Annotated in this window: 17 protein-coding genes; 6 read left to right on the top strand and 11 right to left on the bottom strand. The window is 67.9% G+C overall.

What is annotated here, in order from left to right; genetic code table 11:
- Positions 1 to 7 precede the first annotated feature (7 nt).
- Both fadD21 and G6N50_RS13610 read right to left on the bottom strand, forming a co-directional pair.
- Positions 8 to 1,756 carry a fatty-acid--AMP ligase FAAL21/FadD21 gene (gene fadD21, locus G6N50_RS13615; RefSeq protein ID WP_083095346.1) on the bottom strand — a complete coding sequence of 583 codons (1,749 nt, stop codon included), beginning with the start codon at positions 1,754 to 1,756 and terminating at the stop codon, positions 8 to 10.
- Positions 1,757 to 1,822: 66 nt separating this feature from the next.
- Positions 1,823 to 3,418, bottom strand: a complete 1,596-nt coding sequence (locus G6N50_RS13610) for a PucR family transcriptional regulator (RefSeq protein WP_083095347.1) — start codon at positions 3,416 to 3,418, stop codon at positions 1,823 to 1,825.
- An 83-nt stretch (positions 3,419 to 3,501) separates the two neighbouring features.
- Here G6N50_RS13610 and pruA point away from each other — a divergent pair, with 83 nt between their 5' ends.
- Both pruA and G6N50_RS13600 read left to right on the top strand, forming a co-directional pair.
- Positions 3,502 to 5,133, top strand: a complete 1,632-nt coding sequence (gene pruA, locus G6N50_RS13605) for an L-glutamate gamma-semialdehyde dehydrogenase (RefSeq protein WP_083095348.1) — start codon at positions 3,502 to 3,504, stop codon at positions 5,131 to 5,133.
- Positions 5,133 to 6,098, top strand: a complete 966-nt coding sequence (locus tag G6N50_RS13600) for a proline dehydrogenase family protein (protein WP_083095349.1) — start codon at positions 5,133 to 5,135, stop codon at positions 6,096 to 6,098. Before pruA ends, G6N50_RS13600 begins: the two co-directional genes overlap by 1 nt.
- Before the next feature lie 59 nt (positions 6,099 to 6,157).
- Here G6N50_RS13600 and G6N50_RS13595 read toward each other — a convergent pair whose 3' ends face one another.
- Genes G6N50_RS13595 through G6N50_RS13555 form a run of 9 tightly spaced genes read right to left on the bottom strand, consistent with a single transcriptional unit; the run spans position 6,158 to position 13,927 of the window.
- Complete coding sequence (locus G6N50_RS13595; protein WP_083095350.1) at positions 6,158 to 6,769, bottom strand: TetR/AcrR family transcriptional regulator; 612 nt, start codon at positions 6,767 to 6,769, stop codon at positions 6,158 to 6,160.
- The gene (locus G6N50_RS13590; RefSeq protein ID WP_083095351.1) at positions 6,766 to 7,836 is read right to left on the bottom strand and encodes a zinc-binding dehydrogenase; all 1,071 of its coding nucleotides are present in this window, start codon (positions 7,834 to 7,836) and stop codon (positions 6,766 to 6,768) included. The genes G6N50_RS13595 and G6N50_RS13590 overlap by 4 nt, the downstream gene beginning before the upstream one ends.
- 9 nt (positions 7,837 to 7,845) lie before the next feature.
- Positions 7,846 to 9,015: a lipid-transfer protein gene (locus tag G6N50_RS13585; protein ID WP_083095352.1), complete on the bottom strand. Its 1,170-nt coding sequence runs from the start codon at positions 9,013 to 9,015 to the stop codon at positions 7,846 to 7,848.
- The gene (locus G6N50_RS13580) at positions 9,012 to 9,467 is read right to left on the bottom strand and encodes a MaoC family dehydratase (protein WP_083095353.1); all 456 of its coding nucleotides are present in this window, start codon (positions 9,465 to 9,467) and stop codon (positions 9,012 to 9,014) included. The genes G6N50_RS13585 and G6N50_RS13580 overlap by 4 nt, the downstream gene beginning before the upstream one ends.
- Positions 9,464 to 10,576: an acyl-CoA dehydrogenase family protein gene (locus G6N50_RS13575; RefSeq protein ID WP_083095354.1), complete on the bottom strand. Its 1,113-nt coding sequence runs from the start codon at positions 10,574 to 10,576 to the stop codon at positions 9,464 to 9,466. The genes G6N50_RS13580 and G6N50_RS13575 overlap by 4 nt, the downstream gene beginning before the upstream one ends.
- A 3-nt stretch (positions 10,577 to 10,579) precedes the next feature.
- Positions 10,580 to 10,978: a Zn-ribbon domain-containing OB-fold protein gene (locus G6N50_RS13570; RefSeq protein ID WP_083095355.1), complete on the bottom strand. Its 399-nt coding sequence runs from the start codon at positions 10,976 to 10,978 to the stop codon at positions 10,580 to 10,582.
- Positions 10,978 to 11,523 carry an FAS1-like dehydratase domain-containing protein gene (locus G6N50_RS13565; protein ID WP_083095356.1) on the bottom strand — a complete coding sequence of 182 codons (546 nt, stop codon included), beginning with the start codon at positions 11,521 to 11,523 and terminating at the stop codon, positions 10,978 to 10,980. Before G6N50_RS13565 ends, G6N50_RS13570 begins: the two co-directional genes overlap by 1 nt.
- Positions 11,524 to 11,541: 18 nt before the next feature.
- Complete coding sequence (locus tag G6N50_RS13560) at positions 11,542 to 12,726, bottom strand: acyl-CoA dehydrogenase family protein (RefSeq protein WP_083095357.1); 1,185 nt, start codon at positions 12,724 to 12,726, stop codon at positions 11,542 to 11,544.
- Positions 12,727 to 12,730: 4 nt separating this feature from the next.
- Positions 12,731 to 13,927 (bottom strand): cytochrome P450, encoded by a 1,197-nt coding sequence (locus G6N50_RS13555; RefSeq protein WP_083095358.1) that lies wholly within the window; start codon positions 13,925 to 13,927, stop codon positions 12,731 to 12,733.
- Between the two features lie 194 nt (positions 13,928 to 14,121).
- On the opposite strand from G6N50_RS13555, the gene G6N50_RS13550 reads away from it, so the two are divergent.
- Genes G6N50_RS13550 through G6N50_RS13535 form a run of 4 tightly spaced genes read left to right on the top strand, consistent with a single transcriptional unit; the run spans position 14,122 to position 20,192 of the window.
- Positions 14,122 to 15,582, top strand: coding sequence for an aldehyde dehydrogenase family protein (locus G6N50_RS13550; protein WP_083095359.1), 1,461 nt, complete (start codon positions 14,122 to 14,124; stop codon positions 15,580 to 15,582).
- Positions 15,579 to 17,789 (top strand): CaiB/BaiF CoA transferase family protein, encoded by a 2,211-nt coding sequence (locus G6N50_RS13545; RefSeq protein ID WP_083095360.1) that lies wholly within the window; start codon positions 15,579 to 15,581, stop codon positions 17,787 to 17,789. The genes G6N50_RS13550 and G6N50_RS13545 overlap by 4 nt, the downstream gene beginning before the upstream one ends.
- A 46-nt stretch (positions 17,790 to 17,835) precedes the next feature.
- Positions 17,836 to 18,747 (top strand): alpha/beta fold hydrolase, encoded by a 912-nt coding sequence (locus G6N50_RS13540; protein WP_083095361.1) that lies wholly within the window; start codon positions 17,836 to 17,838, stop codon positions 18,745 to 18,747.
- Between the two features lie 29 nt (positions 18,748 to 18,776).
- Positions 18,777 to 20,192, top strand: coding sequence for an acyl-CoA synthetase (locus G6N50_RS13535; RefSeq protein WP_083095362.1), 1,416 nt, complete (start codon positions 18,777 to 18,779; stop codon positions 20,190 to 20,192).
- Positions 20,193 to 20,276: the final 84 nt, after the last annotated feature.

The raw sequence follows: 20,276 nt of genomic DNA, 5'->3' as shown, positions 1-20,276 counted from the left end.
GGAAAGCTCAGCCGTCCAACCGGACGAACCCTTGGCGGCGGTACTGTTCCACGCATGCCGCCCGCCGGATCTTGCCGCTCGTCGTGGTGGGAATCGATCCCGGTAACACCAGGACCAGGTCGGCGACGTTGAGCCCGTGCGAGTTCGATATCGCCGCGGTGACATCGTTCTTGACGATGTCGAGCATGCGCAGCGCGTCCTCGTCGGAATCGCCGCGCTTCTTGAGTTCGATGATGGTCACCAGCTTTTCGATCTCGTCCACCGCAACCGAGATCGCCGCGACCCGGCCGCCGGTGATCCGCTGCACCGTCGACTCGATGTCCTCGGGATAGTGGTTGCGGCCGTAGACGATCAGCAGATCTTTCATCCGGCCCACGATGAACATCTCGTCCTCGGAGATGAAGCCGAGGTCGCCGGTGCGCAGCCAGGGGTCCTCGGGGTCGCCGGGTGACGGGTCGGCCAGAATGCCGCCGAAGGTGCGCTGGGTCTCCTCGGGCTTCTGCCAGTAACCGTCGGCGACGTTCTCGCCGTTGACCCAGATTTCGCCGACCGTTCCGGCCGGGCACGGTGCGCTGGTACCGGGGTCAACGATTTGCACCGTCGGCGACGTCGGCGTGCCGTAGCTCAGCAGCGGCGTACCGGTCTCCGCCGAGCATCGCTGCGCGCTGCCCTCCGACAGTTTTTCCGGTTCGAAGTGGACGACCACCGGGGCGCCGGCCCTGGCGCGGCTGGCGACATAGACCGTCGCTTCGGCCAGACCGTAGGAGGGCTGCATCATGTCTTCGCGAAAGTTGTACGGGGCGAACCGTTTGCAGAACCGGTCGAGCGTGGCGGGATGGATCCGTTCGGCACCGCTGACGATGCTGATGATGTTGCCCAGGTCGACTCCGGTCAGGTCGTCCTCCGATGTCTTGCGGACCGCGAGTTCGAAGGCGAAGTTCGGCGCGGCGGAGAAGACCGGATTGGGTTGGGACATCGCGTGGATCCAGCGTGCCGGGCGTTGCAGGAACGCGACCGGGCTCGTCAGATCGCCGCGGTAGCCGCCGAGGATCGGTGCGATGACGCCCTGAACCAAACCCATGTCGTGATAGAAAGGCAGCCACGACACGCAGACGGTGTCGCGCGGGGCCACCCCGTTGAAGTCGGGAAAGTACGCGGCCATCAGTTGCTGGAAGTTCACCGCAAGGTTGCGGTGCGAGACCATCACCCCGGCCGGAAGACGCGTAGAGCCCGACGTGTACTGCAGGTATGCGATGTCCGGAGCTCCGCTGATCCGGATGCTCGACGAATTCGGTCGGTCCAGGTCCAGCGCGTCGACGGCGATGACGGTGGGGCCGGGGCCTTCGGTGCCCGAGTCCGGGCGGTGCAGGTAGGCGTTGACGGTCGCGGCCGACGCCGACGTGGTGAGAACGACGGCGGCTGTGGTGTCCGCCAGGACGGCGGCCACCCGCTCATCGTGCGCGCCCGGCTGCGGGACCGAGAGCGGGACCGCGATCAGCCCGGCCTGTATCGCGCCCAGGAACGCCACGATGTACGCGAGACCCTGGGGGGCAAAGATCACGGCCCGGTCCCCGGTGGTGCCGTGCCGCCTGACCTCGTGCGCAACGTTCAGGCTTCGCTGATACAGCTGTGCCCACGTCAGCGTCTCGGTGACGCCCGCCCAGTCCTGCTCGTAATCGGTATACCGGAACGCCACGTCGTCAGGCTGCAGACCTGCGCGTTCCCGCAGCAAGGACACGACGGACGAACTGCGCATGCGGGTTAGGGTACCGCTTCTGGAGTTTCGCGCATGGCGACCGCCAAGCCGGCGGACGGGAGCGCGTCAACGACTTTCCAGTACCCGCAATCCCAGCGAAAACAGCAGCCGCACCTCGGGATCGGCCAGCGACGTCGACAACAATTTCTCGATCCGGCGCACCCGGTAGCGAACCGTATTCGGATGCACGCGCAGCGATCGGGCGGCAGCGGCGATGTCGCCGAAGGCATCCAGATAGGTCCGCAACGTCTCGGCCAGCACCGGATCGTCGTTGCGCAGCCCCACGATCCGCGGATCGATCAAGCGCTCGTCGCCCCCGACCAGGGTCACGATTTCGTCGAGCAGGACGGCGGTACGGGCTTCCGCCAGCGACGTCACCTGCCCGAACGAAATCGGGTGCCGCTCAGCGCTGTCCAGTACGCGGTCCACCTCGATGCGCGCGGCGGCCACCGCGGCAAGGCCCGCGACCGGCGCGGCGATAGCCGCCCGCAGCTGCACCCCGAGTTCGGCGCGCATGGCGCCGATGGTGCCGCGCACCCACGAGGTGACCGACCGATTGTGGGTCTGGGGAAGCAGCACGTACGTTCGCGAGCCGGCCGAGGCGACCTGGGCATCGTGACGAAAGGCGCTGGCGCTCAGAGCAATAACGTCGGCGAGCCGGGCGTGACGGGGTGAACTCTCCGCCGCGTCCCAACCGATCAGGGCCGCGTCGCCGTCGGCGGCGAGACCGAGTTCGCGGGCGACTGCGGCCACGTCGACGTGCGCAACGGCTTCCGCGTCACCGAGGCCGAGAAGTTGCTGCACCCGCCGCGCGTGGGTGGATGGCCGGGCCGCCAAGCGCGACATGATGCGGGCGGCGAGCACGGCGGCGCCGCGCAACATCTCCTCGGCGTCGTCGGCCAGCGGTTGCGAGCCTTGCTGCACCCAGATGGTTCCGGCGAACACCGGCGGTCGCCGCGCATCGGGCGCGGGCCGGTAGACGCCGACGGCCAGTCGCGGACGCAGCCCCAACTCGGGTCGCTCGGCGACGCGGACCACCTCGGTGCCCGAGCGCAGCGCATCGAAGATGCCCCACTGGCCGATCCACTCGAGATGCTCGGGCGGTCCCGCCCTGCCCAGGATGGAAAGGCGGCGCAGTTCGTCGGCTTCGTCGTTAGAGGCCGAATAGGCCAGGACGTGCGATTGCGCGTTTTCGATGCTGACCATGCCGTGGATTCGGTCGGCGAGCGACTGCGCCAAGCCGAACAGGTCGGTGCCCGAGTCGTCGGTTGCGTCCGCGCGGTCCCCGTGATGCTCCAGAACGTGGTTTACCAGTTGATAAAGCCGCTCCCAGCGGGCCCGGGGATCGACGGCCACCACCGCCGATCCGCCCGCAACGGCTCTGGCCACCAAGGCATTCGACGGTTCTTTGACAAAGACGGCCACCGGCACACGTTCGCGCGCCTGCTTGTCCATCCACCGCAACGCCTCGTCGTCGGCGATCCCCAGCAGGAAAAAGACGTCGGCGTTGCCCGCCGCGGCCGCCATCCCGAGCCGCACGTCGTCGGAGTCGATCAGGGCCGCCGACCCCACCGACAGGTCCAGGCCCCGGGGCGCGTCGACCAGGCTCACCAGCGTCGCGTCCAGCGCGAGCAGCAGCTGCCCCAGCCCGACCCCGGCCATGTTGTCCGATTTTACTACTAATACCGCACCCCCTTGTCTGATCGGCTAATTCTCTGCGGGTCCGGCGCGAGGATCCTTGCAGCATGGACGCGATAACTCAGGTCCCGATGCCGGCCAACGAGCCGGTCCACGACTATGCACCGCACTCCCCGGAACGCGCCCGTCTCGTCGCCGAGCTGGCCGCGCTGGCCGCGCATCCGATCGACCTCCCGCATGTCATCGGCGGTGCGCACCGGATGGGCGACGGCGAGCGTGTCGACGTCGTCCAGCCGCACCGGCACACCGCGAAGCTGGGCACCCTGACCAACGCCGGTCACACCGACGCGACGGCCGCGATCGACGCCGCGATGGCCGCGAAAAGCGCTTGGGCGGCAATGCCGTTCGATGAGCGGGCGGCGGTGTTCCTGCGCGCCGCCGACCTGCTGGCCGGGCCGTGGCGGGAGAGAATCGCCGCCGCGACGATGCTCGGTCAATCCAAGTCGGCCTACCAGGCCGAGATCGACTCGCCGTGCGAACAGATCGACTTCTGGCGATTCAACGTGGCGTTCGCGCGACAGATCCTGGCGCAGCAGCCGATCAGCGGGCCCGGCGAGTGGAATCGCAGCGAATACCGCCCGCTGGACGGCTTCGTGTACGCGATCACGCCGTTCAACTTCACCTCCATCGCCGGCAATCTGCCGACCGCGCCGGCGCTGATGGGCAACACCGTGCTGTGGAAGCCGTCGGTCACCCAGACGTTGTCGGCGTATCTGACCATGCAATTGCTCGAGGCGGCGGGGCTGCCGCCCGGGGTGATCAACCTGGTGACCGGCGACGGCTTTGCCGTTTCCGACGTGGCACTGGCCGATCCGCGCCTGGCCGGCATCCACTTCACCGGGTCGACGGCTACCTTCCAGCACCTGTGGCAGCAGGTGGGCGCCAATATCAGCCGCTACCAAAGCTATCCCCGCCTCGTCGGAGAGACCGGTGGTAAAGACTTCGTCGTCGCGCATTCCTCGGCGCGCCCGGATGTATTGTGCACGGCGCTGATCCGCGGCGCGTTCGACTACCAGGGCCAGAAATGCTCGGCGGCGTCGCGGGCCTTCATCGCACAGTCGGTGTGGCGCCGCATGGGCGACGATTTCCTGGGCAAGACCGCCGCGCTGCGGTACGGCGATGTCACCGACCTGACAAATTACGGGGGAGCGCTGATCGACCGGCGGGCCTTCACCAAGAACGTCGACGCCATCGAGCGGGCAAAGGGCGCGGCGCACGTCACGATCGCGGTCGGCGGCGAATACGACGACAGCGAAGGGTATTTCGTGCGCCCCACGGTGCTGCTGTCCGACGATCCGACCGACGAGTCGTTCGCGACGGAATACTTCGGCCCGCTGCTGTCGGTGCACGTATACCCCGACGCCGACTACGAGCGGGTCCTCGACGTCGTCGACACCGGGTCTCGGTACGCGCTGACCGGCGCGGTCATCGCCGACGACCGCGATGCCGTGCTGACCGCCCAAGGCCGGCTGCGGTTTGCGGCCGGCAACTTCTACATCAACGACAAGCCGACCGGCGCGGTCGTCGGGCGCCAGCCGTTCGGCGGTTCCCGTGGCTCGGGCACCAACGACAAGGCCGGATCGATGCTGAACATGTTGCGCTGGACGTCGGCTCGCACCATCAAGGAGACCTTCATCCCGGCGACCGACCACACCTATCCGCATATGGGCGCCGACTGATGGCCGGAGTGTTCGCCACCACTTTGCGCCCGGCGATCCTGGCGGCGAGCCGCCGTGACGGGTTGCGCCGCACCGCCGAGCGGCTGTCGGTCACCCGCAAGGTGGTGCACCGGTTCGTCCCCGGGGACACGATCGACTCGGTGCACAACAGCGTTGTCGGTCTGCGTGATTCGGGCCGCTTCGTCAGCGTCGACTATCTGGGCGAGGATGTCGGCAGCGCCGACGACGCCGACGCGGGGGTGCGGACCTACCTGGATCTGATCGGGCGCCTGGGTGGGCTGGGCGCGGCCGGTGACCTGGTTCAACCGCTGGAAGTCTCGGTCAAACTGTCGGCGCTGGGACAGTCGCTGGAGCGCGACGGGCACAAGATCGCGCGGGAGAACGCATGGTCGATTTGCGATGCCGCCCAATGCGCGGGCGTGTGGGTGACCGTGGACGCCGAGAACCACACCACCACCGATTCGACGCTGCGCACCGTGCGCGACCTGCGGACCGAATTTCCCTGGCTCGGACTGGTTTTGCAGGCCTATCTGCGGCGCACGCTGGAGGACTGCGAGGAATTCGCCGCCTCCGGCGCCCGGGTCCGGCTGTGCAAGGGCGCCTATGACGAACCCGCCTCGCTGGCCTACCGCGATCCCGCCGAGGTCACCGACGCCTACCTGGATTGCCTGTGGGTGCTGATGGCCGGATCCGGCTACCCGATGGTGGCCTCCCACGACCCGGAGATCATCGGCGCGGTGCCGGAGATGGTGCGCGAATCGGGGCGCAGCACCGGCCAATTCGAGCACCAGATGCTCTACGGCATTCGCGATGATGAGCAGCGACGCCTCGTCGCGGCGGGCAACCAGCTGCGGGTCTACGTGCCGTTCGGCACCCGATGGTACGGCTACTTCATGCGGCGGCTCGCCGAACGGCCGGCCAACCTGGCGTTCTTCCTGCGGGCGCTGGCGCGGCGCGGGCGTTGAGTGTGAATCCTGGGCGGCGACACGCCGATAATCGCCGCCCAGGATTCACACTCAACGGTTTATTGAGCGCGCCGCGGGCGGGGGCGGTCACTGGCGAAGCCGCGCACCACGTGGGCGCGAACGAATTCCGCCGCCACGTCGGGATCGTCCATGTTCAGCGTCGAGGACGGCGTGCTGAAGAGTGAGAACAGGATGCGGGCGAACCATTCACCGGCGGACTCGATGTCGAGGTCCTTGCGGACCTCGCCGGTGCGCCTGGCGGCCGACAGGTAGGGGGCGAAGAACTCGACGCATTCGCGCAGCAGCACGGCGGCGTCCTTGGTCAGCAGCAGGCTGATCGCATCCTCGTCGAAGTACTTCTCGGCCGCGATGACCCGCCGCGCCTGGGTCACGAAGACCGCTGCCGAACACAGCTTGTCCTCCAGCGTGCTGCCGCGGTCCATCGCCTTGGTCATCTCGCGGTAGAACCGCTCGGATGCGTGTTCGGCACACGCCTCGACGATTTCGGCCTTGTCGGAAAAGTATTCGTAGATGGTGCTGCGCGATACGCCGGCCCGCCTGGCGATGTCGACGATCGTCGCCTTCTGCAGCCCCTGCTTGCCGAAGCACGCGAATGCCGACTCCACGATGAGCTCGCGGGTGTCCGTCACCTGGGTCGGCTGAGTCGTCACGGAATCAATGCCCCCCGCGGGACCAGCCCGGCATCGGCCGAGGCGAACGCTTCGTTGACGTCGGTCAGACGAAACGGCTTGGGCATCAGCCGCTCGAACGGAAAGCTGGTGTGCTGCAGGAACGATAGACCGGTGGCCAGGGTGACCGGGTCGTACAGCATCACCCCGCGCACCGACTTGTTGCCGTAGACCAGCGCGCTCGGGTCGAGCTCGAAGGTGCGTCCCATCCCGACGTTGCCGACCTCGAGCAGCGTCCCGCCGTTGTTGAGAAACCCGATCCCCTCCGGGATGACGCCCGGCACGCCGACAACCTCGAGCACCCAGTCGGCACCGATGCCCCCGGTGTGTTCGCGCACCCGCTCGGTGACCTCCGCCGCCGAGATTCCGCTGGCGTCGATGCAGTGCGTGGCGCCGAAATCGGCGGCGACATGGAGTCGTTCGGCGATCTTGTCGATGACCACGACCGCTGCGGCACCCGCCGTCCGTGCGACGGCCGCGGCGTTGATGCCCAGCCCGCCGGCGCCCTGGATCACGACGGTGTCCCCGAGCCGCACGTCGCGCAGCGCGAACAACACCTGGGCCAGCGCGCAATTCAACGGCGCGACGGCCGCGTCAGGCAGCTCCGCGGGAACTTTGTACAACGGCTGCCGGCGGCTGGTGTAGTAGTACTCGCCGTAGGCGGCGACGAAATGCGGCGCCTGATCGTGGGTGCGGTATTCGCCGGCCATCAGGTTCTGGCAGGCGTATGACCGTCCCCGCGCGCACGCGTGACAACTGCCGCAGAACCAGAAGTACGGCGCCACCACACGATCACCGACGGCCAGCGGCTTGCCGGTCGCGTCGGAGGTCAGCCCCTCGCCGAGTTCCGCGATCTCGCCGACCATTTCGTGGCCCATGGCGAACGGGCACGGCAGGGGCAACTCGCCGCGGAAGATGTGCAAGTCGGACCCGCAGATGCCCGCCATCCGCAGCCGCAGGGCGGCGGTCCCCGGTGCCGGTGTGGTCAACGGGAATTCGGCCAGCTCGATCGGCCCACCGTGGGCGGTCAGGAGCGCGAGCCTTGGCATGATGTCCCCTCAGCCGGCCGGCGCGAGTATCAGACCACTGGTCGGCACGCCGGTTCCGGACGTGACCAGCACGTGCTCGACGTTGTCGACCTGGTTGTGCGAGGTGCCGCGCACCTGGCGCACCCCCTCGGTGATGCCGTTCATGCCATGGATGTAGGCCTCGCCGAGCAGGCCGCCGTTGGTGTTGATCGGGAACTCGCCACCCAGCGACAGCCGCTCGACGGTGGCGAAGTCCTTGGCCTCCCCGCGCCCGCAGAATCCGAGTTCCTCGAGCTGGGCGAACACGAACGGCGTGAAATGGTCGTAGATGAAGGCGGTTTGGATGTCTTGTGGTTTCAGGCCCGAATCGCGCCACAGCTGCCGGGCCACCACCCCCATCTCGGGCAGCCCGGTGATGTCATCACGGTAGTAGCTGGTCATCATCTCGCCGTCGTGGGCGGCACCCTGCGCCGCCGCGGTGATGATGGCCGGCGGCTGCCGCAGGTCGCGCGCGCGTTCGGCGCCGGTGATGACCAGCGCGACGCCGCCGTCGCTTTCCTGACAGCAATCCAGCAGGCGCAGCACGGGTTCGACGATCCAGCGCGAATTCTGATGGTCTTCCAGGGTGATCGGGCGCTGGTAGAACCAGGCATCGGGGTTGGTCGCCGCGTGCTTGCGGTCGACCACCGCGATCCGCCCGAAGTCCTCGTTGGTCACCCCGTACGTGGACATATACCGCTGGGCGTGCATCGCGACCCAGGCCGCCGGAGTGAGCAATCCGAACGGCGCGTAGTGCGCCATGAACAGCGGGGTTCCCAGGTCGGTGCGCCCGCTGCCGCCGAACCGCATGCCGGACCGTTCGTTGAAGGCCCGCCAGCACACCACCACGTCGGCCACACCGGTGGCCACGGCCATCGCCGCGTGCACGACGGTGCCGGCGGCCGCGCCGCCCCCGTGGTGCACGCGCGAGAAGAAGCTCAGGTCGCCGATGCCGACATTGCGGGCGATGTCGATCTCGTCGCTGGAGTCCATGGTGAAGGTGACCATGCCGTCGACGTCACTGGGCGCCAGGCCGGCGTCGTTCAGCGCGGCGCTGACGGCCTCGCACGCCAATTGCAGCTCGCTGCGCCCGGATTCCTTCGAGAACTCCGTCTGCCCGATCCCGACGATGGCCGCGGCGCCGGGCAGTGTTCTGCTCACGCGCCCGCCCCGTCGAGCAGGCTGAGCACAGCGGTGCCCGACACATGGTCGCCTAGCCTGTTGGCGCCCGCGAAGGTCACCTCGACGAAGTTCTCACCACCCGAGCCCTCGGTCTTGCCGGTGACGCGGCCGGTGAACCGTAACGGGTCGTCCGGAAAACAAGGCACCCCGAGGCGGATCGACAGCTTCTTCACCATCGCTTCGGGCCCGGCCCAGTCGGTGAGGAAGCGCACACAGTAACCGTTGGTGGTCAAGATGTTCATGAACAAGTTGGGCGAACCCTGCTGCTTGGCGAAGTCGCGGTCGTGATGCACCGGCATGAAGTCCCGGGTGGCGATCGCCCCGGCGACGATCATCGTTGTGGTGATCGGGATTTCAAGCGGGGTGACCTCGTCGCCCTCCGCGATGTCTTGCCATCGCAGGGTGGTGGTACGGCTGGTGGTGGTCGTCATGCGGGTCCTTCCGAATAGGTTGCGCCGAGTCGGGCCAGCTGCGCCGAAGCCGGACCGAGGGTCAGCTCGTTGTGCTTGGCCCACAGGAAATAGCGGTGCAGGGGATAGGTGACGTCGATGCCGATGCCGCCGTGGACGTGCTGGGCGGTGGCGGCGACACGGGCACCGGCGTCGGCGGCCCAGAATTTCGCGATGCGCGCCGCCCGGTCGGCCGGACGGCCGTGCGCGACCAGCCAGGCCGCCTGCCAGGTGGTCCACCGGATCACCTCGACGTCGATGAACGCGTCGGCCATGCGCTGCTGCACCGCCTGGAAGCTGCCGATCGGGCGCCCGAATTGCTCGCGGCCCGTGGTGTATTCGGCGGCGATGCGCAGCGCCCGCTCGGCGACACCGAGCTGGATCGCGCACAACGCCACCAGGGCGCGGGTGTAGAGCGAATCGACCAGCCCGTCGCCGGCAATCGCATCCGCCGCGGAAACGATTGCGCCGTCCAGGAATACGTCCGCGTGGGGTTCGCGGTTGGTGGTGGTTACCGGGCGGATCTCGACGCCGGCGGCGTCGCCGGCCAGCAGGAACAGGCCCACGGTGCCGTCGTCGATGGAGGCGGGAATCAGCACGGTGTCGGCGAGTTGCGCCGCCGGCACCAGCTCCTTGGCGCCGTCGAGGCGCCAGTTCGGGCCGTCGCGGCGCGCGGTGGTGATTGGGCTCGCCGGGTCCGAGCGACCAGGTTCGGCCAATGCCGTTGTCAGGATGCGGGATCCGGTGACGACGCCCGGCAGGAAGCGCTGTTGCTGTTCGTGGCTGCCGTGCCGGGCGATCGGGTCGGCGCCCAGCGCCAGCGTCGCGAAGGCGGGCACCGGCGCGACGGCGTAGCCGACCTCGGAAAGCAGCACGCCGAGTTCGACGAAGCCGCCGCCGTTACCGCCCACCGACTCCGGCAGCGCGGTGCCCAGCAGGTCGGCGGCGGCCAGCTCTTTCCAGAGCGCGGCGTCGTAGCGGATTTCGCCGGCCTCCAGCTCGGTCAGCCGTTCCGGCGTGGCGCGGCGCTCGAACAGATCGCGGGCGAGCTTGGCGGTCGTCGCCTGCTCATCGCTAAACGAGAAGTCCATGATTCAAGCGCTCGGCCGGAACTGGTGTAGCACCAGGTCGTTATCGAATGTCTGGTAGTACACCTCGACCGGCATTCCGGGTGTCACGTCGGCCGGGTCGACGCCGGTCAGGTTGGACACCAGCCGCACCCCTTCCTCGAGTTCCACCAGCACGACGATGTACGGGTATTCGAAGAACGGAAACTTGGGCTCGTGTGGCATCACGTAGCTGCAGACGGTGCCGCGGCCCGACGACTCGATCGGCTCCCACTGAAGCGACCGGCAGTGCGGGCACATCGGGCGCGGCGGGTGGCGCAGCTGCCCACAGCCGCCGCAGCGCTGGATCAGGAGTTTATTCTCCCGCAATCCATTCCAGAAGAATTCGGTGTCGCCGGTGATCGCCGGCGCCAGGCGGGCCGCCATCAGCTCGCCGGCCTGAATCGCAGCACCCGGAATCGCTGTCGGCCCAACACCTCGCCGTTCTGGTCGGTGTAGGTCGTCAGCCAGGTCAGGAAGAAGCCGGTGCCCAGCGCCGTCTTCTTCTCCTCGGAGACCGACTCGTACACCGCCGTCGCACTGATCACGTCGCCCAGCCGCGGGTACCGCTCGATCTCGAACTCCGAATTCGTCGCCACCGTGCTGGTGTAGCCGGCCTCATCGAGGAATGCCGTTGGGTTGCTCTGGATCTCGATCGGTGCCCCGCCCCGCTCGCCGATTCCCTCCAGCTTCGGCGACGGCATCGTCCAGGTCTGCAGCATCACCGGCGGCGACACGATGCCGCCGAACCGCGACGACGCGGCGAACTCCGGGTCGATGTAGACGGGGTTCATGTCGGCCATCGCGTACGCCCAGTGCCGGATCATCGGCTGGTTCACCGGATCCGGGGCCAGCGAGGGCTTTCCGGTGCCGCCGGTGGGCTGGCCGACGAGGGCCCGCACCTTAGCGCTGACGGTTTCTGAGTCGGTCACTTGGTTTCGTCCTCCTGACTATTTCGCGGCCCGCAGGTCGCGCGGTGCCCGGGGCATGCCCAACCCGGCCATGGCGATGATGTCACGTTGGATTTCGTTGGCTCCGCCGCCGAAGGTGTTGATAACGGCCCATCGATACGCGGTTTCCAGCGCCCCGCGTAGCGGCGCTTCGGTGCCCTGGCGTACCCCGTTGTGATCGAGCACTTCCAGCAGCTGGCGGGCGACCTGCTGCGTGAGCTCCGTGCCGAACACCTTCGCGGCGGAGGCTTCCCCCATGCTGAGCACACCCTTCGTCATCGCCGCGTTCACCCGCAGGTTGACGAGTTTGTATGCGGCGACTTGAGCTTCGACCCTTGCCAGGGCGAGCTGTACCCACGGCTGGTCGATGACGCGGCCGCCATCGAATCCGGTGGTGGCGGCCCACTCCAGGGTTTTCTCGAACAGCGGCTCGAGCGCACCGAGATTGCCCAGCGCGGCGCGTTCGAAATTCAACTGCGTGGTGATCAGCTGCCAGCCCTGATTCTCACCGCCCACCAGCGCGCTGGCGGGGACCCGCACGTCGTCGTAGAAAGTGTAGAAGGTGGAGATGCCGGGCATGGTGTGCAGCGGCTGCCAGGAGAACCCGGGCGACGAGGTGGGCACTATAAGGATGGAAATGCCCTTGTGTTTCTTGGCATTCGGATCGGTGCGGGCGGCCAGCCAGATGTAGTCGGCGTACGCGGCGCCACTGGTGAACATCTTCTGGCCGTTGATCACGTACTCGTCGCCGTCGCGGACCGCGGCGGTGCGCAGAGATGCCAAGTCGCTTCCGGCTCCCGGCTCGGAGTAGCCGATCGCGAATTCGACGCTGCCGTCAAGAATCGCGGGCAGGAACCGCTGCTTCTGTTCCTCGGTGCCGCACTGCATGAGGGTCGGTCCGACGGTGTTGAGCGTCACCAGCGGGATCGGGGCGTTGACCCGCTGCGCCTCCTCGGAGAAGATGAATTGCTCGATCGCCGAGAATCCGCGTCCGCCATACTCTTTGGGCCACCCGACGCCGAGTAGGTCGGCCGCGGCCAGGGCGCGTATGCATTCCCGCACTTGCGGGCCGCCCTCCATGCGTGCGCTCAGAGCGAGGCTGCGTTCGGGCGTCATCACCTGTTCCAGCGCGGCGCGAATCTCGGCGCGCAGCTTCTCTTGCTCCGGTGTGTATTCGAGGTCCATCGGCTCAGCCCCCCATCCGCACCGGCATGCGTTTCACACCGGGCACCATGGTGGCCCGCATCCTGTCCACGTCGCCCACCAGCTCCATGCCGGGAAAGCGGCGCAGCAGCTCATCGAAGAACACCGTCGCCTCCAGGCGCGCCAATTGTGCACCGATGCAGGAATGTTCGCCGCAGCCGAACGCGATGTGCGGGTTGGGGTGGCGGGTCGCGTCGAACTCCTCGGAGTCGGGACCGAACACGTCCTCGTCCCGGTTGGCCGACCCGTACAACATCACCACCACCTCGCCGGCCTTGATGCGCCGGCCGCGGATCTCGACGTCGGCGGTCGCGGTGCGGGCCATGTGCACCACGGGACTGTTCCACCGCAGCATCTCCTCGACGGCGAGCGGGATGCGCGCGGGATCCTCGGTGAGAAGGCGACATTGGTCGGGATGCGCGATCAATGCCAGCGTCCCGAGCGCAATGAGGTTGCGGGTGGTTTCGTTGCCGGCCACCAGCAGCAGGAAGGCGAAGTTGAGCAGGTCCTCATCGGTCAGCCGGTGTTCGTCGATCTCGGCCTCGGCCAGCACCGACAGCAGGTCGTCGCGCGGTTGCGCGCGGCGGGCGGCGATCAGCTTCCGGAAGTACTCGTAGAGTTGCCCGGCCGCCACCAACGGGTCTAACTCGATCTCCGGATCGGCCGTTCCGGTGGCCGCGTCCGACCAGGCCCGGAACTGCTCCCAGTCGTCGGGCGGGGCGCCGATCAGTTCGGCGATCATCCGGGTGGGCAGGGGCGCGGCGATCTGCTCGGCGAACTCGTGCACCGAGCCGGGTTCGATGCCGACGAGAATGCCGCGCACGATCTCGCGGATCTTCGGCTCGAGCACGGCCACCCGCCGTTTGGTGAATCCGGAGTTGATCAGCTTGCGCATCTGCCGGTGCCGCGGCGGGTCGGTGAAGATCAGACTGCCCTGTTGCACCGGGTTGGGCATATGCGGATCGGGGATCGTGATGCCCTTCGTCGACGAGAACAGTGTCGGGTTGCTCGACACGAACCGGATGTCCTCGTACTTCAACAGGGCCCAGAAATTCGTAACGTCGTTCCAGCACACCGGCTCCGTCGCGCGCAGTTCCCGGTAGGCGGGATATGGGTCGCCGGCGTAGAAGTCGGGGGAGTGCAGCGGGAAGCTCGGCGGGCGCAGCGGCGGATGAGTCTGCACGGCAAGCCCCTCTCGCAGGACACCCGATCCGACAGATTGACGCAATCTGTCTTGCGGACTGTGTCTACTCCGCACCGCCACACGCTGTCAATACGACAGCAAGATATTGCCATAGCTGGGAACTCACGCGATTGGTGATTGACGGCGGACACGCGGGGGTGTACACCAAGTGATCAGATGACCGGAGGAAGCACATGGCCGATTCGCCCGCTCTTGTCCAGACCTATCAGCTCTACATCGACGGCAACTGGGTCGAGCCGCAGGACGGCCGCTATGACGACCTCTCCCCGACCACCGAGGCCGTCATCGCCACCGCACCCGATGCGAGCGTCGCCCAGGTTGGCGACGCGATCGCGGCCGCGCGCCGCGCGTTCGACAGCGGGCCGTGGGGCACAATGACCGCCGAGCAGCGCGCCGGGTGTCTGAACCAGCTGGGCGAGGCGCTGACCAAGCACGCCGACGACTTCTTTGCGCTGTCCCAGGCGGAGTGGGGCTGCATCGCCAACGAACGGATGATGCAGATCGACGGAGCCGGATTCATGTCCATGCATGCCGCGCAGCTCGCCACTCAGCTCGTCGACCAGGAGGTCCTTGGCATCAGCGCCGGAACCACGTTGCTGCGGCATGCGCCGCTGGGCGTCGTATCGGTGCTGACCCCGTGGAACTTCCCGCACTGCCTGAACGTCATGAAGCTGAATCACGCTCTGGCCGCTGGAAATACCGTCGTGCTCAAGCCCTCTCCGCTGACACCGTTGGCCGGGCTGGCGCTGGCGCGGCTGATCGACGAGCACACCGACATCCCGCCCGGGGTGGTCAACGTTGTCACGCCATCGGGTGTCGAGGCGGCCAAGCTGCTGACCACCGATCCGCGCATCGACATGGTGAGCTTCACCGGCAGTTCGGTCGTCGGCCGCCAGGTCATGTCCGCCGCCGGGGACACGATGAAGCGGATCCTGCTCGAGTTGGGCGGCAAGTCGGCCAGCATTGTGCTCGACGACGCGCAACTGACCGACGACATGCTGCGCCAGATGCTGTTCGAATCCTGTTCGCTGCATGCCGGGCAGGCCTGCATCCTGCACAGCCGGCTGCTGCTTCCCGACGCGCTGCACGACGACGTCGTCGATCGGCTCGCGGCATTGGCCCGCGAGGTCAAGGTGGGCGACCCCACCGACCCCGAGGTGCAGATGGGTCCGCTGATCAGCGCCGCACAACGGGAGCGGGTCGAGGCGCACGTGGCCGGCGCGCTGAGCGACGGCGCGAAACTGGTGACCGGTGGCGGCCGGCCGGCCGGCCTGGACGTCGGGTACTACGTCGAACCGACGATCCTGTCCGAAGTCGAGCCGAATTCGACTATCGCGCAAGAGGAAGTGTTCGGTCCGGTGTTGTCGGTGCTGCGCTACCGCGACGACGACGACGCGGTCGCCATCGCGAACAACTCTCAATATGGGCTTTCCGGTGCGGTGTGGGGCGGGGACGTGGATCGCGCCGTCGGCGTTGCCCGGCGTATTCGCACCGGCCAGATCGCGGTCAACGGCATCAGCCCGGGGGGCGCGCCGTTCGGCGGGTTCAAGCTGAGCGGACTGGGCCGTGAGGGCGGCGGCATCGGTGGGCTGCACCAGTACATGGAACCGATGGCCATCGGGGTCCCCGCGTGACGGAACCCCTTGCGGGGCTGCACGTCGTCGAAATCGCAACCGAGATCTCCGGTCCCTACGCGGCAAAGCTGTTCGCCGACCTGGGCGCCGAGGTCACCAAGATCGAGCCGCCCGGGGGAGACCCGCTGCGGCGATGGGGTCCCTTCCCGGGTGGGAAGGTTGACCCGCAGCGCTCGGGCCTGTTCGAGTATCTCAACACCGGCAAGCGTGTTGCCGCGTTCCGGGATGCGGGCGAGTTGCTCGTGCACGCGCACCTCCTGGTCGAGAATTTTCCGCCGGGAACGCTCGAGGGCTGGGGATTCGACAGCGACACCCTGAGCAAGATCAACCCAAACCTGTTGTCACTCCGCATATCTCCCTTCGGGCAGTCCGGACCGTGGCGTGACCGGCCGGCCACGTCGCTGACCCTGCAGGCGGCGTCGGGCTGGGTCAGCGCCCGTGATCCCGACAGACCGCCGGTGCAGGTGGGTGGCCGGATCGCCGAATACGTCGCGGGCGCCTATGGCGCGTTGGGCGCGCTGACCGCGCTGCGACTGCAACCGGCCAGTCGCTCAAGGGAAGTCGACGTTTCCGAGTTCGAGTCGCTGCTGTCGACCTTGCCGTATCCGATGCTGATGGCGCAGAAGATGCAAAGTCTCGGCTTGCCCACCAACGCCCGAGGGGCCCCGATGCTGGGGGTGGTTCGTGCCGCCGACGGCTGGGTGGGGATCAACTGCCTGACGGGCCAGCACTGGCTCGACGTGTGCGCGATGCTCGGTCTTCCCGAGTTCGCCGAGCAGCAGATCGCGATCATGTTGGGCGGCCCGGAGCGCGCCGAATTCTACGCTCGCGCAGAGCCTTTGCTCGCCAAGCAAACCGTCGCGGAGATCGTCGACCTGAGCCAGGCGTTGCGCATCCCGGCCGCGCCGGTCAACGACGGCGCCACCATCCTGGAATGTCCGCAATACGCCAAGCGCGAGTTCTTCATTGATGGCGGGGGATTCCAACGCCCGGGAAAGGCATTTCGGTTCGTGCAAGGCCCGGTGGCGCAACCCGACCCGGCACCCGGCCGGACGTCACTGCCTTTTGCGGGGCTGAAAGTGCTTGACCTCAGCACCTTTTGGGCCGGCGCCTACCTGACGTGCTATTTGGGTGCGTTCGGCGCCGACATCGTCAAGGTCGAATCCATCCAGCGGCCGGACGGCTTTCGCTACTCGGGCGCGTTTCCCTTCGAGGGCGACGACTGGTACGAGCGCAGCGGCCTATGGCAGGCCACCAACCTCAACAAGCGAGACCTCACGCTGGACCTGACGTCGCCGCGCGGCCTGGAGATCGCCCGGCGGCTGGCCGCGCAGGCCGACGTTGTCGTGGAGAACTTTTCACCGCGCGTGGTGGAGCAGTTCGGCCTGGACTACGAGTCGTTGGTGGCTCTGAAGCCCGACGTCATTCTGGTGCGGATGCCGGGTTTCGGTTTGCAGGGCCCCTGGCGCGACTACGTCGGGTGGGCGTTGAACTTCGAGCAGACAGCGGGGATGTCGGCGATCACCGGATATCCCGACGGGCCGCCGTGCAACCCGCAGGGACCCGCCGACCCCGTCGTGGGTGTGCATGCCGGCGTCGCCCTGCTGGCCGCACTGGAACACCGGCGTCGCACCGGGCGGGGTCGGCTGATCGAGGCCGCGCAGATCGAGGTCGCCGCGTGCGTGACCGCCGAGCCGGTGATCGAGTATTCGATGAACGGTGTCGTTCAGCAACGCGAAGGGAATCGCCGGCGCGGCTGCCTGCAGGGCGTCTACCCGACAGCCGAAGAGGATCACTGGGTCGCGCTGTCCGTTCCCGACCAGCCGATCGATCACGACCTGTTCGACGAACTCGTCACCGCCTGGACCCGCACGCAGACCGCCGCGGCGATCGTCGAAACCCTCCAGGCACAGGGGATCGCGGCAGAACGGGTGATCACCGGAGACCAGATGTATGACCCGGAATTCGTCGGGGCCCAGCTCGACGCGCGCGGATACTACGAGGAGCTGCAACACCGGATCACCGGACCGCATCGCTATCCCGGCTGGCCCTTTCGCATCACGCCCGGGTGGCACCACCACCGGACGCCTGCACCGACGCTCGGCCAGCACAACGACGAGATCCTGCGCGAGCTGGGCCTGTCCGCGCCGGAGCTGACCGACCTCCGTCATCGGCGGGTCATCGGTGAGCGGGTGCTCAACGCCTGAGCCGTGAGCCTTTGGTAAACGGCACGTCACATGCGAGGCTGCTGACATGGCCATCGAGATCGCCCGCCCCAAACTTGAAGGAAACGTCGCCGTCGGCGAAGACCGCCAGATCGGCTTCGCCGAGTTCGGTGACCCGCAGGGCCGGGCCGTCTTCTGGCTGCACGGCACCCCCGGCGCGCGCCGGCAGATTCCCACCGAGGCCCGCCTCTACGCCAAGAACCACGGCATCCGTCTGATCGGCCTGGACCGCCCGGGGATCGGCTCGTCGTCGCCGCATCGGTACGCGAACATCCGGGCCTTCGCCGACGACCTGCGCACGATCGCGGACATACTCGGCATCGACAACATGGCCGTCATCGGCCTGTCCGGCGGCGGCCCGTACGCGCTCGCGTCCGCCGCCGCGATGCCGGACCGGGTGGTGGCCGCCGGCATCCTGGGCGGCGTCGCGCCGTTCCTCGGCGACGAGGGGATCACCAGCGGTCTGATGAACCTGGGCAAGCGGGCGGCGCCCCTGCTCAAGCTCGGCGGCGACCCGCTGCGGATCGGCGCGAGCCTGCTGGTGCGGTCGATCCGTCCGGTCGCGAACACCGCGCTGTTCCTGTACGCCGCGGTGTCACCCGAGGGCGACCGGCGCCTGCTCACCCGGCCCGAGTTCGGGGCCATGTTCCTCGACGACCTGCTCAACGGCAGCCGCAAGCAACTGGCGGCCCCTTTCAACGACATCATTTTGTTCACCCAGGACTGGGGATTCCGGCTCGACGAGGTCAAGGTCCCGGTCCGCTGGTGGCACGGCGACAGCGACCACATCGTCCCCTTCGCCCACGGCAAGCACGTGGTGTCCCTGCTGCCCGACGCCGAGCTGTTCGTCCTGCCGGGCGAGAGTCACCTCGGCGGGCTGGGCCGCGGTGAGGAGATCCTGGCCACCCTGATGAAGATCTGGGGGGACGATAAAGACTGACCGGTAACGCCGCCGGGTAGCCTGCTGACGTGCTGCTGGCGTCCCTGGATCCTTCGGCCCTTACCGACACCGATATCGCCGACGCGGTGCGCGTCGACGGCACCGTGTTCAGCCGCAGCGACCTGGTCGGCGCCGCCACATCGGTGGCCGAACGGGTGGGGAGCGCGGGCCGCGTCGCCATTCTGGCCGCACCGACCGCCGCGACGGTGCTGGCCGTTACCGGGTGCCTGATCGCCGGAGTCCCGTTCGTCCCGGTGCCCGCCGACGTCGGCGCGGCCGAGCGCCGGCACATGCTCACCGATTCGGGTGTGCAGGCCTGGCTCGGGTTGCTGCCCGACGAGCCGGAAGGGCTGCCGCACATTCCGGTGCGGTTGCACGCCCGCTCCTGGCATCGTTATGCCGAGCCGTCGCCGGATGCCACCGCGATGATCATCTACACCTCGGGCACCACCGGGCTGCCCAAAGGAGTGGTGTTGAGCCGGCGGGCGATCGCCGCCGACCTCGATGCGCTTGCGGAGGCCTGGCAATGGACGTCCGACGACGTCTTGGTGCACGGCCTGCCGCTCTTTCACGTGCACGGGCTGGTGCTGGGGTTGCTCGGGTCGCTGCGGATCGGGAATCGCTTCATCCACACCGGAAAGCCGACGCCGGCGGGCTACGCGCAGGCCGCGACCGACCACGGCGGCACGCTGTTTTTCGGGGTGCCCACGGTGTGGTCGCGGGTGGTGGCCGACGAGACGGCCGCCCGCGCGCTGCGCCCGGCGCGTCTGCTGGTCTCCGGCAGCGCGCCGCTGCCGGTTCCGGTGTTCGACCGCCTGGCCGCGCTCACCGGACATCAGCCCATCGAACGCTACGGCGCGTCGGAATCGCTGATCACGCTGTCCACCCGTGCCGACGGCGAGCGACGCCCGGGGTGGGTGGGACTGCCGCTCACCGGTGTGCAGACCCGGATGCTCGACGACGACGGCGGACTGGTGCCACACGACGGGGAGACGGTGGGAAAGCTCGAGGTTCGGGGTCCGATGATGTTCGACGGCTACCTGAACCGGCCGGATGCCACCGCCGAGGCGTTCGACGCCGACGGCTGGTATCGCACCGGTGACGTCGCGGTGATCGACGGCGACGGTATGCACCGCATCGTCGGGCGCGAGTCGGTCGACCTGATCAAGTCCGGGGGTTACCGCATCGGTGCGGGGGAGATCGAAACGGTGCTGCTCGGGCATCCGGGCGTCCAAGAGGCGGCGGTTGTCGGGATGCCCGATGCGGACCTGGGCCAGCGCATCGTCGCGTTCATCGTCGGATCGGCCGACGGTGACGAGTTGATCGACTATGTCGCGCAACAGCTTTCGGTGCACAAGCGGCCGCGTGAGGTGCGCCTCGTGAACGCGCTGCCGCGCAACGCGATGGGCAAGGTCCTCAAGAAGCAGTTGCTGATCGACGGCTGAGCGGCCGCTCAACGGGCACCCGGCCAGCCCGGCACCGAGACACGCAGCAATTTGCCAGCTTCAGCGCCGAGCGTGGCCGCGAAG

Origin of the sequence: Mycobacterium mantenii (assembly GCF_010731775.1) — a bacterium.
Lineage (GTDB): Bacteria > Actinomycetota > Actinomycetes > Mycobacteriales > Mycobacteriaceae > Mycobacterium > Mycobacterium mantenii.
This window is presented reverse-complemented; position numbering and strand designations above follow the sequence as displayed.